11 protein-coding genes are annotated in these 13418 nt (G+C 70.7%); 5 read left to right on the top strand and 6 right to left on the bottom strand.

All coding sequences use genetic code 11. The features are described 5' to 3' along the window. Positions 1-12: 12 nt before the first annotated feature. From ACPEH2_RS05465 to ACPEH2_RS05450, 4 genes are all read right to left on the bottom strand, one after another. Entirely contained in the window at positions 13-1356 is a 1344-nt protein-coding gene (locus ACPEH2_RS05465) for an ABC transporter substrate-binding protein (RefSeq protein ID WP_423718395.1), read from the bottom strand. 81 nt (positions 1357-1437) lie between these two features. Continuing rightward, a complete protein-coding gene (locus ACPEH2_RS05460) occupies positions 1438-2337 on the bottom strand; it encodes a carbohydrate ABC transporter permease (protein WP_423718394.1) in 900 nt (299 codons plus the stop codon). Next, on the bottom strand, positions 2334-3269 hold the full coding sequence (locus tag ACPEH2_RS05455; protein ID WP_423718393.1) for a carbohydrate ABC transporter permease: 936 nt from the start codon (positions 3267-3269) through the stop codon (positions 2334-2336). The genes ACPEH2_RS05460 and ACPEH2_RS05455 overlap by 4 nt, the downstream gene beginning before the upstream one ends. Then, positions 3266-5281 (bottom strand): beta-galactosidase, encoded by a 2016-nt coding sequence (locus ACPEH2_RS05450; protein ID WP_423718392.1) that lies wholly within the window; start codon positions 5279-5281, stop codon positions 3266-3268. Before ACPEH2_RS05450 ends, ACPEH2_RS05455 begins: the two co-directional genes overlap by 4 nt. A gap of 157 nt (positions 5282-5438) precedes the next feature. Here ACPEH2_RS05450 and ACPEH2_RS05445 point away from each other — a divergent pair, with 157 nt between their 5' ends. Continuing rightward, positions 5439-6473 carry a LacI family DNA-binding transcriptional regulator gene (locus ACPEH2_RS05445; RefSeq protein ID WP_423718391.1) on the top strand — a complete coding sequence of 345 codons (1035 nt, stop codon included), beginning with the start codon at positions 5439-5441 and terminating at the stop codon, positions 6471-6473. A 51-nt stretch (positions 6474-6524) separates the two neighbouring features. Beyond that, positions 6525-7568: an LLM class flavin-dependent oxidoreductase gene (locus ACPEH2_RS05440; protein ID WP_423718390.1), complete on the top strand. Its 1044-nt coding sequence runs from the start codon at positions 6525-6527 to the stop codon at positions 7566-7568. Positions 7569-7708: 140 nt separating this feature from the next. Here the strand turns inward: ACPEH2_RS05440 and pheA are convergent, their stop codons facing one another. Together pheA and ACPEH2_RS05430 are read right to left on the bottom strand one after the other, a co-directional pair. Further along, entirely contained in the window at positions 7709-8671 is a 963-nt protein-coding gene (pheA, locus tag ACPEH2_RS05435; RefSeq protein WP_423718389.1) for a prephenate dehydratase, read from the bottom strand. Continuing rightward, positions 8668-9591: an EamA family transporter gene (locus ACPEH2_RS05430; RefSeq protein ID WP_423718388.1), complete on the bottom strand. Its 924-nt coding sequence runs from the start codon at positions 9589-9591 to the stop codon at positions 8668-8670. Before ACPEH2_RS05430 ends, pheA begins: the two co-directional genes overlap by 4 nt. A 72-nt stretch (positions 9592-9663) precedes the next feature. On the opposite strand from ACPEH2_RS05430, the gene ACPEH2_RS05425 reads away from it, so the two are divergent. From ACPEH2_RS05425 to galE, 3 genes are all read left to right on the top strand, one after another. Then, positions 9664-10599: a LysR family transcriptional regulator gene (locus tag ACPEH2_RS05425; protein ID WP_423718386.1), complete on the top strand. Its 936-nt coding sequence runs from the start codon at positions 9664-9666 to the stop codon at positions 10597-10599. A gap of 61 nt (positions 10600-10660) precedes the next feature. Further along, on the top strand, positions 10661-12301 hold the full coding sequence (gene pgm, locus ACPEH2_RS05420; RefSeq protein WP_217529459.1) for a phosphoglucomutase (alpha-D-glucose-1,6-bisphosphate-dependent): 1641 nt from the start codon (positions 10661-10663) through the stop codon (positions 12299-12301). A 107-nt stretch (positions 12302-12408) separates the two neighbouring features. Continuing rightward, complete coding sequence (gene galE / locus ACPEH2_RS05415) at positions 12409-13386, top strand: UDP-glucose 4-epimerase GalE (RefSeq protein ID WP_423718384.1); 978 nt, start codon at positions 12409-12411, stop codon at positions 13384-13386. The last annotated feature ends 32 nt before the right edge of the window (positions 13387-13418 follow it).

Raw genomic sequence — 13418 nt, 5'->3', positions numbered from 1 at the left:
GTCAGCGAGCGGTCACTCGGAGACGGGGATGGACTGCGCCTTGAGGGCGTCGACCGTCTTGGTCTGCGCCGCCTCGAGCGCCTCGAACAGCGTGCCCTGGCCGGTGGCGGCCTTCTGGAAGCCGTCCGACACGTCGGCGTAGGTCTGCGTCATGGTCGGGCCCCAGACGAAGTCGGGGTTGACCTGCGCAGCGGCCTCGGCGAAGACGTCGTAGATCTTCTGCCCGCCGTAGAACTCGACACCCTCCTGCAGCGACGGCAGGGTCAGACCCTCGGTCGTGGCGGGGTAGATGTTCGCCGACTCGTTGAGGGCGGTGAGGGCCTCGTCGGACGTGTTCAGCCACAGCGCGAACTTCGCGGCCTCGTACGGGTGGTCGGTGCCCTTGAAGACGGCGATCGACGATCCGCCCCAGTTGCCGGCGGCCTTCTCGCCCGCCTTCCACTGCGGCGACGGCGCGACCGACCACTTGCCGGCGGTGTCGGGAGCACCGGACGAGATGGAGTTGGCACCCCACACGGCCGAGTTCCAGGTCCAGACCTCACCCGAGTTGTAGGCGTTGTTCCACTCCTCGGTCCAGGCCGGGTAGGTGGAGACGAGGTCCTCGTCGATGAGCTCCTGCCAGTAGTCCGCGACCGTCTTGGACTGGTCGCCGGTCAGGTTGACCTTCCAGGCGTTGCCGTCGTTGGAGAACCAGTCGCCACCGGTCTGCCAGACGAAGCCGGCGAACTGGTTGATGTCGGCGGTCGAGAAGTTGGTGATGTACCCACCGGCCTCGCGCACCTTCTTGGCGGCCTCCTTGTACTCGTCCCACGTGGTGGGGACGTCGATGCCGTTCTGCTCGAACAGGTCGGAGCGGTAGAACAGCGCCATGGGGCCGGAGTCCTGCGGGATGCCGTAGACGCCGTCGGTGCCGAGGGTGACCTGGTTCCAGGTCCACGGGATGAACTCGTCCTTGGCGGCGGCGACGTCCTCGCACGCGGCCAGGTCCTCGAGACCGTCCTGCACGCGGAAGCTCGACAGCGCGTCGTACTCGATCTGGCCGAGGTCGGGCGCGTTGCCGGCTTCGAGCTGGCTGAAGAAGCTCGAGTAGGTGCCGGAGTTGCCGTTGGGGCCGGTCTGGACCTTGACCTGGATGTCGGGGTTCTCGTCGTTCCACATCTTCACGACGTCCTCGATGCCGGGGATCCACGAGGTGAAGTCGAGGGTGACCTTGCCGTCCGACGGGGCGCAGGCCGCGGGGTCGGCTGCGCCGCCGCTGCCGTTGCCGGAGCCACCGTTGCCGCCGGCGCAGCCGGCCAGGGTGAACGCCGTGAGCAGTGCGACGCCGGCGACGACTGCCTTCTTGGTGTGCTGCATGGGATTTCCAATCTGATCGTTGATCGGGTGTGACAGGACAGGTACTGCAGGGATGCCGCGGGCGCCGCCCGCGGCGGGGACTCACTTCACGGAACCGGTGCCCAGTCCGCCTCGCCAGAAGCGCTGAAGCAAGAGGAAAGCGACGATGAGCGGCACGATCGACAGGAACGCGCCGACCAGGACGTAGGTGCGCAGCTCGGGGATCTGGTTGAGCTGCGTGTTCCACGTGTAGAGGCCGTAGGTGACCGGGAACAGCTCCTGACTGCGCAGCATGATCAGCGGCAGGAAGAAGTTGTTCCAGATCGAGACGAATTGGAAGAGGAAGATCGTCACGAGCGCCGGTGCCATGAGCCGCGACGACACGGTGAAGAAGGTGCGCACCTCGCCCGAGCCGTCCAGGCGTGCCGCCTCGATGAGCTCGTCCGGCACCGACGACGACGCGTAGATGCGAGCGAGGTAGACGCCGAACGGGCTGACGATGCTGGGGAGCAGGACGGACCAGAACGTGTTCGTGAGGTTCACCTGGCTGAACAGGAGGAACAGCGGCAGGGCGAGGGCGGTCGCGGGGACCAGGACGCCGCCGAGCACGATGTTGAAGAACGCCTCACGGCCGCGGAAGTTGTACTTGCCGAGCGCGTACCCCGCCATACCGGCGAAGACGGTCGCCAGCAGCGCTCCGAGACCGGCGTAGGCGAGGCTGTTGAGCAGCCAGCGGAAGTAGATGCCGTTGTTGTACGAGACGAGATCGCCGATGTTGGCGAACAGGTTCCAGTCGGCAAACCACAGCGCGTTGGTGGTCAGGAGCTGGCCGCGGTCCTTCGTCGAGGCGATGAACAGCCACCAGATCGGCACGAGGAAGTAGAGCGTGAACACGCCCATGACCAGCAGGGCGGCGGTGCGCGACAGGATGCTCTCGCGCGGTCCGCGCGTTTTCGGCAGATCGGTCGCGAGGGCGCCGTTCGTACGGGTGAGGAGGCTCATTGCTCGGCCTTCCGCTGGGTGAGCTTCAAGAACGCGAACGACAGGACGCAGGTGGCCAGAGCCAGCACGACCGAGAACGCCGCCGCCAGGTAGGGATTCGGCACCGCGCTGGTCGCGTAGATCGTCATGTTCGGGGTGTACGTCGACGAGACCGCCGAGCTGAACGAGCGGAACACCTGCGGCTCGGCGAGCAGCTGCAGCGTCCCGATGATCGAGAACACGGCCGTGAGGATGATCGCGGGGGCGACCATCGGGATCTTGATCGACCAGGCGATGCGGATCTGACCGGCGCCGTCGAGGCGTGCCGCCTCGTACACCTCGGCGGGGATCGCGAGCAGCGCGGAGTAGATGATCAGCATGTTGTAGCCGACGAAGACCCACGTCACGACGTTCGCGATCGACCAGAGCACCATCTCGGGCGAGAGGAAGTCGACCGTGCGGGTGACATCGGTGAAGGGCGACAGGTTGGGCGAGTACAGGAAGCCCCACATGATCGCGGCGATGACGCCGGGCACGGCGTAGGGCGCGAAGAAGGCGAGGCGGAAGAACCGCTTGCCCTTCAGGACCGGAGAGTCCAGCAGCAGCGCGAACAGCAGTGCGAGCCCGAGCATGACCGGAACCTGCACGACGCCGAACAGCAGCACGCGCCCGACCGACTCCCAGAACGGCGCGTTCTGGAACACCTGAATGTACTGGGTGAGCCCGCCGAACACCTCGGTCGGCTCGCCGTACAGCCCGTCGCGCTGGACGACCAGGAGCGACTGCCAGATCGCGTACCCGATGGGGATCAGGTAGAAGAGCAGGAAGAGGATGCCGAACGGTCCGGTGAAGACCGCGATCGCCCCCTTGTGCGGGGTCTTGGCCCGCGGGATCCGCTTCGCGCGCGGCAACTTCGCCGACGAACGCGTCACGAGGACTTCCGTGGCGGTCATGCGGCCGCCTCCTCTCTGATGATGCGCACCGCTCCCGCAGGAACGGTGACGTGGCCGGCGACGGATGCGCCGGTCACGAGGTCGACGCCGTCGGAGTCGACGTGGACCTCGGTCTCGCCGTGGTTGATCACGAAGAGATACGACGCCCCCTCGCCGCGTCGGCGGACGATCTCGAGATCGCCGGTGCCGGGCTGCGCGTGGGCGGCGGGGGCGACCCCCGCCTCGGCGGCGAGGCGCGCCGCCAGGTCACGGTAGTCGGCGTCGCTGAGAAGCGTCGCGAGATAGTGCGCCGTCCCGTCACCCCACGCGTTGCGGGTGACGGCCGGCATCCCCTGGGCGGGTCCGTCGGTGAAGGATGCCTCGACCCGGGCCGTCGTCGGGCGCGAACGCTCGGACCACAGCCGCGCGGTGGACCCGTCGCTCAGGGTGAGCGCGGCGTCGGGGGCGACGGGGGCGAACTCCTCGATGTGGAGGCCCAGCGCCTCGCGCAGCGGACCGGCGTAGCCGCCGGTGTAGACGCGGTCGTTCTCGTCGACGATGGCGGTCGAGAAGGTGACGAGCGCGGTGCCGCCCGCCGCGATCCACGCGGTGAGGACCCCGGCATCCGTCTCGGTCATGAGGTGCAGACCCGGCACGACGACGAACCGGTAGGCCGACAGGTCGGCGCCGGGGGCGACGACGTCGACGGTCAGACCGTTCGCGTGGAGCGCCCGGTAGGCGGCGTGGACCTGGTCGAGGTAGCCGAGCGACTGGCTCGGGCGGGTCTCGCTCTGGCTCGCCCACCACGACTCCCACGAGAAGAGGAGCGCCACGTCGGTCTCGACGCGCGAGCCGGCGACCTCGCCGAGGCGGTCGACGATGCCGCCGAGCTCGACGACCTCGCGCCAGACGGCCGAGTCGGTGCCGGCGTGCGGCAGCATCGCGGAGTGGAACTTCTCGCTGCCCTGCACCGAGGCCCGCCACTGGAAGAAGCAGACGCCGTCGGCGCCTCGGGCGACGTGGGTGAGGGAGTTGCGGATCATCTCGCCCGGCGCCTTGGGCTTGTTGAGCGGCTGCCAGTTGACGGCGCCGGTCGAGTGCTCCATGAGGATCCACGGGGCGCCCTGCGCGAGACCGCGGGAGAGGTCGGCCGCGAAGGCGAGCTCCGACCGGGGGTCGCCGAGGCGGTGGTCGAGGTAGTGGTCGTTCGCGATGACGTCCATCTCTCCCGCCCACGACCAGTAGTCGAGGTTCTCGATGTGCGCCGTGACCATGAAGTTGGTGGTGACCGGCAGGTCGCTGTGCGCGCGGATGGCCTCTGCCTCGGCGCGGTAGTGCTCGAGCAGCGCGTCGCTGCTGAAGCGGTGGAAGTCGAGGACCTGACCCGGGTTGCGGCTGGAGAGCGTGGCCTTCGGGGTGAGGATCTCGTCCCACTCGTAATAGGTCTGGCTCCAGAAGGCCGTGCCCCACGCGCGGTTCACCTCGGCGACCGTGCCGTAACGGGCCTGCAGCCAGGTGCGGAAGGCGGCGGCGCTCTCGTCGCAGTGGCAGAGCGCGTTGTGGCATCCGAGCTCGTTCGAGACGTGCCAGAGCGCGACGGCCGGGTGCGCGCCGTAGCGGGCGGCGACGGCGCGGACGAGCGCGAGGGCGGCCTCGCGGTAGACGGGCGAGCTCGGACACCACGCCTGGCGTCCGCCGGGGTAGCGTCGGGTGCCGTCGTCGACGACGGGGAGGATCTCGGGGTGCGCCGTCGTCAGCCACGCGGGCGTCGACGCGGTGCCGGTACCGAGGTTCACCCGGATGCCGGCGGCGTGCAGCCGGCTGATGATGTCGTCGAGGCGGGCGAAGTCGTACTCCCCCGCGCGCGGCTCGATGTGCGCCCACCCGAAAATGTTGATCGCGACGAGGTCGACGCCGGCGTCGCGCATGAGCGCGATGTCCTCGTCCCAGACGTCCGGCGTCCACTGTTCGGGGTTGTAGTCGCAACCGAACGCGATGCCGTCGTGCTCGAAGGGGCGGGCGGGGACCGACATGTTCTCCTCTGGATCCTGTGAACGTGCACAGGTCCGAGCGGTGTTCCTCCGCGTTGAGGATCTGTGAACGTGTACAGAGTAGGTCGGACGTCGCTGGCTGTCAAACACTGATCCAGAACCTCTGTGCGCGGTGTGTGCGTGCACATACGATGAACGCGTGAGCAGCGATCGCACGGATGTCATGGGCCGCCGCCGTCGCGCGACCGTCAAGGACGTGGCCACGGAAGCCGGCGTCTCGCGGGGCACCGTCAGCCGGGTGCTCAACGGGCAGCCCTACGTCTCGGACGAGGCACGCGAGGCCATCGAGGCAGCCATCGCCAAGGTCGGCTTCGTCCCGAACCGCGCCGCCCGGAGCCTCGTCATGCAGAGCTCGCAGGCGATCGGCCTCATCGTCCACGAGCCGCACTCGCTCTTCGTCGAGGACCCCAACATCGGCTCGATCCTCCTCGGCGCCAATGCCGCCCTGTCGGAGGCGGACTACCAGCTGACGTTCATGATCGCCGACACGACCCGCGACATCGAGCGCCTCGCCCGCTATCTGAGCGGAGGCCTCATCGACGGCGTCATCATCGTCTCGGCCCGCGTCGGCGACCCCATCACCCGCGCCGTCGCCGACCTCGGCCTGCCCGCCGCGTTCGTCGGACACCCGCGCGACATCGGCGACGCCGCCTTCGTCGCCATCGACAACCGCGGCGCGGCGCGCGAGATCACGAACCGGCTCGCCGCGACGGGCCGCCGCCGGATCGGCATGATCGCCTCCGCTCTCGACCGCGACTCGGGATCGGACCGCCTCGCGGGATTCGTCGACGCCCTCGGAAACCGCTTCGACCCTCAGTTGGTCGAACGCGTTCCGCTGTACTCCTACTCCGACGGGCAGGAGGGCATGCGCGCCCTGCTCGAACGTGCACCCGACATCGACGGCGTCTTCGCGTCGAGCGACGCCGTCGCCGCGGGCGCCATGGACGTGCTGCAGTCCGCCGGCCGAGTCGTCCCCGACGACGTCGGCATCGTCGGCTTCGACGACAGCTCGTGGGCGCTGCGCTGCGATCCGCCCCTGTCGACCGTGCACCAGCCGGCCGATCGACTGGGCCGTGCGGCCGCCGAGTCGGTCCTCCGTCAACTCCGCGGCGAGGATCCCGATGCCGGCGGCACGGTCCTCCCCTGCCCCGTCGTCTGGCGCAACTCGGCCTGATCGGCGTCGGCACGGAATGCCGGGCGACCCGCGCCGGTTGCAGCCCAGGATATGAGCATTGCGACCCCGGCCCTCTCCGTTCTCGACCTCGTCCCCGTTCGCACGGGGCAGACCAGCAGCCAGGCGATCGCCGCCTCGCTCTCCCTCGCGCAGCGCGCCGACGAGCTCGGCTACCGGCGCTACTGGTTCGCGGAGCACCACAACATGCCGGCCGTCGCCTCGACCACTCCCCCGGTGCTGATCGCCGCCGCGGCGGCGCGGACCCGCCGCATCCGTGTCGGCTCCGGCGGCGTCATGCTGCCGAACCACTCCCCGCTCGTCGTGGCAGAGCAGTTCGCCGCCCTCGAAGCCCTCGCCCCCGGTCGCATCGACCTCGGCATCGGCCGCGCCCCCGGCTCGGACCCCGTCATCACGCAGCTGCTGCGCCAGTCGGGGACCACGAGCGACGTCGAGCGGTTCCCGAACCACGTCACCGACATCCGTTCCCTCGTCTCGGCCGAGGGCGCGACGCTGCGGTTCACCTCGGGCGGCACGTACGACGTGCGGGCGACGCCCGCGTCGACCAGCACCCCCGAGGTGTGGCTGCTCGGCTCGAGCGGCTACTCGGCCCAGCTCGCCGCGGGGATGGGCCTGCCGTACGTGTTCGCGAATCACTTCTCGGGCGACGGCCTCGAGCGGGCGCTCGACCTCTACCGCGGGCAGTTCCAGCCGTCCGAGACGCTCGCCGAGCCCCGCACCTTCGTCACGGCCAACGCCGTCGTCGCCGACACCGACGCGCAGGCCCGCGCCGCCGCGCTGCCGCAGGCGCGCATGATGGCGCGTCTGCGCGGCGGCAAGCCCCTCACGGCGCTCGAGACCGTCGAGCAGGCCGCGGCGGCCGAGGCCTCGGACGAGCTCGCCGCCCCCGTGTTCGACGCGATGATTTCGCGCTGGTTCGTCGGGACCGGACCCGAGGTGCGCAGCCGGCTCGCGGAGTTCGCCGCCCGCCACGGCGTCGACGAGGTCATGGTGTCGCCCGTGTCCGCCGCGACCGAGGACGAGCCGATGGATGCCGCGCCCTCGCGCCTCCGCACGCTCGAGCTGCTCGCGGCCTGAGGCGCGTGCGGCCTGAGGCGCGTGCCGCCGCACGCGGGCGGCGACAACCGAGGAGATCCGTCACCGAGACGCGGTGGTAACCGGTTCCACCCGCCACGCAGCGGCACATCTCCGCGGTTGGTGCCGCGCAGGCGGGCGGGTTAGGCCTCGGGCTCGCCCGAGACGAGGCCGCGCAGCCAGTCGCGCGCCTCGACGAACACCTCGTCGGAGTACCGCTCGGGGTAGCGGACGATCGCGCGGTCGGCCCGCGGGTACGAGCCGAGGTAGAGCACCCGCGGCGAGAAGCGGCGCAGGCCCAGCAACGCGTCGGCCATGCGCTCGTCCTCGATGTGCCCGTCGGCGTCGATGACGAAGCGGTACCGGCCGAGCTCGTCGCCGATCGGGCGCGAGGCGAGCAGCGACAGGTTGATGCCCCGGGTTGCGAACTGCTCGAGCAGCTCGAGGAGGGCACCCGGGTGGTCCTCGGGCAGCTCGACGATGAGCGACGTCTTGTCGGCCCCCGTCGGCGCGGGCGGCGGAGCCGTGCGGCTCACCAGCACGAACCGCGTCACGGCGTGCGGATTGTCGCCGATCTTCTCGGCCAGCAGGTCGAGGTCGTAGAGCTTGCGGATGCCGGGCGGGGCGATCGCGGCATCCGCGGAGATCCCGCCGTCGACGAGTCCCACGGCGGCGGCGACGTTGCTCGTGGCGGGGATGTGCGAGTGCTCGGGCAGCGCGGCCGTCAGCCACGTGAGGCACTGCGCGTAGGCGACGGGGTGGGCTGCGACGACCGAGACGTCCTCGAGCCGCACGCCGGGCCGGGCGACCAGCACGAACTCGACCGGCACGAGGTACTCCCCCACGATGCGGAGTCCCGGCACGGTCGCCAGCGCGTCCTGCGTCGTCGAGACGCCGCCGTCGACGGAGTTCTCGATCGCGATCATCGCGGCATCCGACCGGCCGTCGATGACGTCGGCGAGCGCCTCGCCGACGTTGCGGACGGGGCGCCAGGTCTGGTCGCGTGCTTCGGGGACCTGCGCGAGGGCGGCTTCGGTGAAGGTGCCGGCGGGGCCGAGGAAGCTGTACGTGCGACGGGTGGGGGAAGCCGGGGGCTCGGATGTCACGCGGACAGCCTAGTGGGCACCCCCATGAGCCCCACCGCCCGCGGCATCGGCTGTCGACGACGGATGCCGCTGATCAGTACACCCGCGACGAGAACCGCCCCGCCGACCACCTCTCCGACGCTCGGAACCTCGCCGCGCAGCAGTGCGGCCGAGCCCATCGCGACGACGGGAGCGAGCAGGATCCACGGCACGACGGCCGCGGACGGATTGCGGCCGAGCAGTCCGTTGAAGACGGCGTACGCGAACAGGGTGCACAGGCCCGCGGTGTAGAGGGTCGAGAGGACGGCCTGGGGTCCGATGGCGGCGAGCCCCGCTCCGACCGCCGCAGGACCGTCGATGACGATCGACAGGGCCAGGGCGGGGATCGGCACGACCAGCGACGACCAGACCGTCAGTGACAGCGTGCCGCCGCGGCCGATCCCGGTGACGACGCCCGCGCGGCGCGAGATCACGTTGCCGACGGCCCACGACAGCGCGGCCGCGAGCGCGAGGCAGACCGCGAGCACGGGAGCGTCGCCGCCGCGGAAGAGCGCCACGATCGCGAGACCGACGACGCCGAGGCCGACACCGGTGACCTGCGTCGCTGAGGGGCGCTCGCGCAGGGCGATCGCGGCGATCACGATCGTGAAGACCGCCTGCGCCTGCATGAGGAGCGCGGCGAGGCCCGGGCTCAGCCCCAGCGCGAGCGACGTGTAGAGGAGCGCGAACTGGCCGAGGCTCATGAACAGGCCGACTCCGACGATCACGCGCCACCCGGTCTGCGGCCGCGGCACGACGAGGACGGCGAGTGCGACGACGGCGAACCGGATCGCCGCGAACAGCAGGGGCGGGATGCCGCTCATCCCCCAGTCGATGACGACGAAGTTCAGGCCCCACAGCGAGGCGATGAGGGCGGCGAGGAGCATGTCACGGCGGGTCACGGGACCAGTCCACCCGCGGCATCCGTGAAGGACAAGCAATCATTCGGCGAGGCAAATCGGTAGCATCGCTTCATGATCGATCTCGAGGCCGTCGTGTCCCTGCGCGCCGTGGCCACGGAGGGGAGCGTCGCCGCCGCCGCGACCGCTCTCGGCTTCACACCGTCGGCCGTCTCGCAGCAGATCAAGCGCCTCGAGCGCGACACCGGCGTGGCACTGCTCGAGCGGGTGGGGCGAGGGGTCGTGCTCACCGAGTCCGCGACGCGCCTCGTCGTCTCGGCGACGCCGATCCTCGCCGACCTCGAGCGCGTTCGCGCCGACCTCCACGGGGGCGGCGAGCCCGACCGGGTCGCCGGCGAGATCCGCATCGGGGCGTTCTCGACGGTGGTGCGCGGGGTCATGGTGCCCCTCATCGCGGACCTCGGCCGGCGGCATCCGGATCTGCGACTGCCGCTGCGCGAGAGCGAACCGTGGGAGACGGTCGCCCTCGTCGCGTCGGGTCAACGGGACCTGGGACTCGTGCACCGCTGGGGCAACGTCGCGCTCGCGATCCCCGACCACCTCGTCGAGACCCCGCTGTTCACCGACGTCGCCGACATCATCCTGCGCCGCGACCACCCGCTCGCCGGCCGCACCGAACTGCGCCCCGAGGACCTCGGCGGCGAGCCGTGGGTCGCGACGTTCGAGTCGACGATCTGTCGGCAATGGCTGCGGCGGCTGTTCGACGGCATCGGCGGCGCCCCGCGGATCGTGCACGAGTCGATGGAGTTCGAGAACCACCTCGAGATCGCCCGCGCGGGCATCGCCGTCGCGCTGGTGCCGCGCCTGGGCCGCCCGCCCCTCGGCCCCGACCTGGTCGCGATCCCGACCGTGTCGCCGGAGTCCATCCGCGAGGTGTCGGCGATCCACCGCCGGACCATGTCGGACTCGCCGGCTCTGCGGACCGTGCTCGACGCGCTGTCGGAGCGAGCGGCGGTGATGGTCACCGAGGCGGGCCGCCTTCCGGCGTGAGCTCGCTGCGGATCCGCGACACGCAGGCGCTCCCGTCCGAGTTCCCTGGCAGACTGGGCGAATGAGCCGCGCAGGACAGCCAGCCGAAGCCTCTGACCTCGTCGACGTGGACGCCCTCATCGGCGCCTACTACGACCTGAAGCCCGACCCGTCGGTCGCCGCGCAGCGGGTCGCGTTCGGGACGAGTGGCCACCGCGGCTCGTCGCTGTCGCGCAGCTTCAACGAGGACCACATCCTCGCCACGACCCAGGCGATCGTCGACTACCGCGCGGCGCAGGGCATCACCGGCCCGCTGTTCCTTGGCCGCGACACGCACGGACTCTCGCTGCCCGCCGAGCACACCGCCATCGAGGTCCTCGTCGCGAACGGCGTCGACGTCCGCGTCGACAGCCGCGACTCGTGGGTGCCGACACCCGCCCTCAGCCACGCGATCCTCACCTACAACAAGGGTCGGGACGAATCGGATGCCGGTCGCGCCGACGGCATCGTCGTCACCCCCTCGCACAACCCGCCGCGCGACGGCGGCTTCAAGTACAACCCGCCCCACGGCGGACCTGCCGACACCGACGCGACCGGCTGGATCGCCGACCGCGCGAACGCGCTCATCGAGGCCGGCCTCGAGGGCGTCCGACGCATCCGCCACGCGGACATCGACGACGCGACCCTCGGCGAGTACGACTTCCGCGAAGGCTACGTCGCCGACCTGGCATCCATCATCGACGTCGAGGCGATCGCCCGCTCGGGCGTTCGGATCGGCGCCGACCCGCTCGGCGGTGCGTCGGTCGAGTACTGGGCTCTCATCGGCGAGCGCTACGGCCTCGACCTCACGGTCGTGAACCCCGAGGTCGACCCGACGTGGCGGTTCATGACGCTCGACTGGGACGAGAAGATCCGCATGGATCCCTCCTCCCCCTCGGCGATGGCCGCCCTCGTCGCCCGGCGCGACGAGTTCGACATCCTCACCGGCAACGACGCCGACGCCGACCGTCACGGCATCGTGACGCCCGACGCCGGGCTCATGAACCCGAACCACTTCCTCGCCGTCGCGATCGACTACCTCTACCGCCACCGCGAAGGCTGGCCGCAGGATGCCGCCATCGGCAAGACCCTCGTGTCGTCGATGATCATCGACCGCGTCGCCGCCTCGCTCGGCCGCACCCTCCTCGAGGTCCCCGTCGGGTTCAAGTGGTTCGTCCCGGGCCTGCTCGACGGCTCCGTCGCCTTCGGCGGCGAGGAATCCGCCGGTGCGTCGTTCCTGCGCAAGGACGGCACCGTCTGGACGACGGACAAGGACGGCATCCTCCTCTGTCTGCTCGCCGCCGAGATCCTCGCCGTCACCGGCAAGACCCCCTCGCAGCGGTACGCCGAGCTCGAGGCCGAGTTCGGGGCATCCGCGTATCAGCGCGTGGACGCACCCGCCTCGCCCGAGCAGAAGGCGGCGCTGTCGAAGCTGTCGGGCGACGCCGTCTCGGCGAGCGAGCTGGCCGGCGACCCCGTCACCGCGAAGCTCTCGCACGCGCCCGGCAACGGTGCGGCGATCGGCGGGCTCAAGGTGCAGACCGAGTACGCGTGGTTCGCGGCGCGCCCGTCGGGCACCGAGGACGTCTACAAGCTGTACGCCGAGAGCCTCAAGGGTCCCGAGCACCTCGCGCAGGTGCAGGAGGAGGCGCGCAAGGTCGTCGCCGCCGCGCTGGGTTCCTGAGTCCGCGGGCACCGGGTTTCTGAGGCCGCGGGCGCCGGGTTCCTGGGGTCCGGCGGCCCGGTCCCTGAGGTCCGGCGGCCCGGTTCCGCGCCAGTAGGCTCGGGACCATGAGTTGGCTCGTCACCGGAGGCGCCGGGTACATCGGCGCGCACATCGTCCGCGCTCTCGCCGAGGCGGGTCTCGACCCGATCGTCCTCGACGACCTCTCCAGCGGACACGCCGCGTTCGTGCCCGAGGGGGTGCCCTTCGTGCAGGGCACGATCCTCGACCAGCAGCTCGTCGCCGACACCCTGCGCACGCACGGCGTCGAGGGCGTCATCCACGTCGCCGGGTTCAAGTACGCCGGTGTCTCGGTGCAGCGCCCCCTCCACACCTACGAGCAGAACGTCGAGGGCACCCGCGTGGTGCTCGCGGCGATGGCGGATGCCGGGGTCACGAACATCGTGTTCTCCTCCAGCGCCGCCGTGTACGGCACCCCCGACGTGCCCCTCGTGACCGAGGACCTGCCCAAGCGTCCCGCCTCGCCGTACGGCGAATCGAAGCTCATCGGCGAGTGGCTGATCGCGGCGCAGGGCCTCGCGACGGCGGCATCCGATGCACCCCTGCGTCACACCTCGCTGCGGTACTTCAACGTCGTCGGCTCGGGCGACCCGTCGGTCTACGACACGAGCCCCCACAACCTGTTCCCGATCGTCTTCGAGATGCTGCTGAAGGGTGAGACGCCGCGAATCAACGGCGACGACTACGACACCCCCGACGGCACGAACGTGCGCGACTACGTGCACGTCGCCGACATCGCCGCCGCGCACGTCGTCGCGGCGCAGCGTCTGCGCGCGGGCGAACCGGTCGAGCCCGCCTACAACCTCGGTTCGCAGAACGGTCTGTCGGTGCGCGAGATCATGGATGCCGTCGCCCGGGTCACCGGCATCCCGTTCACCCCCGAGATCGCCCCGCGCCGCGCCGGCGATCCCGACCGCATCGTCGCCACCGGCGAGCTCGCCGCCCGCGACCTCGACTGGAAGATGCGGTACACCGTCGACGAGATGGTCCGCACCGGCTGGGACGCCCGCCGCACCGCCGGCTGAGAGCCCCCGGTCACGCGCGAGAGCGCGCGTCC

It is taken from the genome of Microbacterium sp. NPDC064942, from assembly GCF_049545525.1.
GTDB classification, from domain to species: Bacteria; Actinomycetota; Actinomycetes; order Actinomycetales; family Microbacteriaceae; genus Microbacterium; species Microbacterium gawkjiense.
Note: the sequence above shows the minus strand (reverse complement) of the source record. Positions and strands in the feature narration are given on the sequence as shown.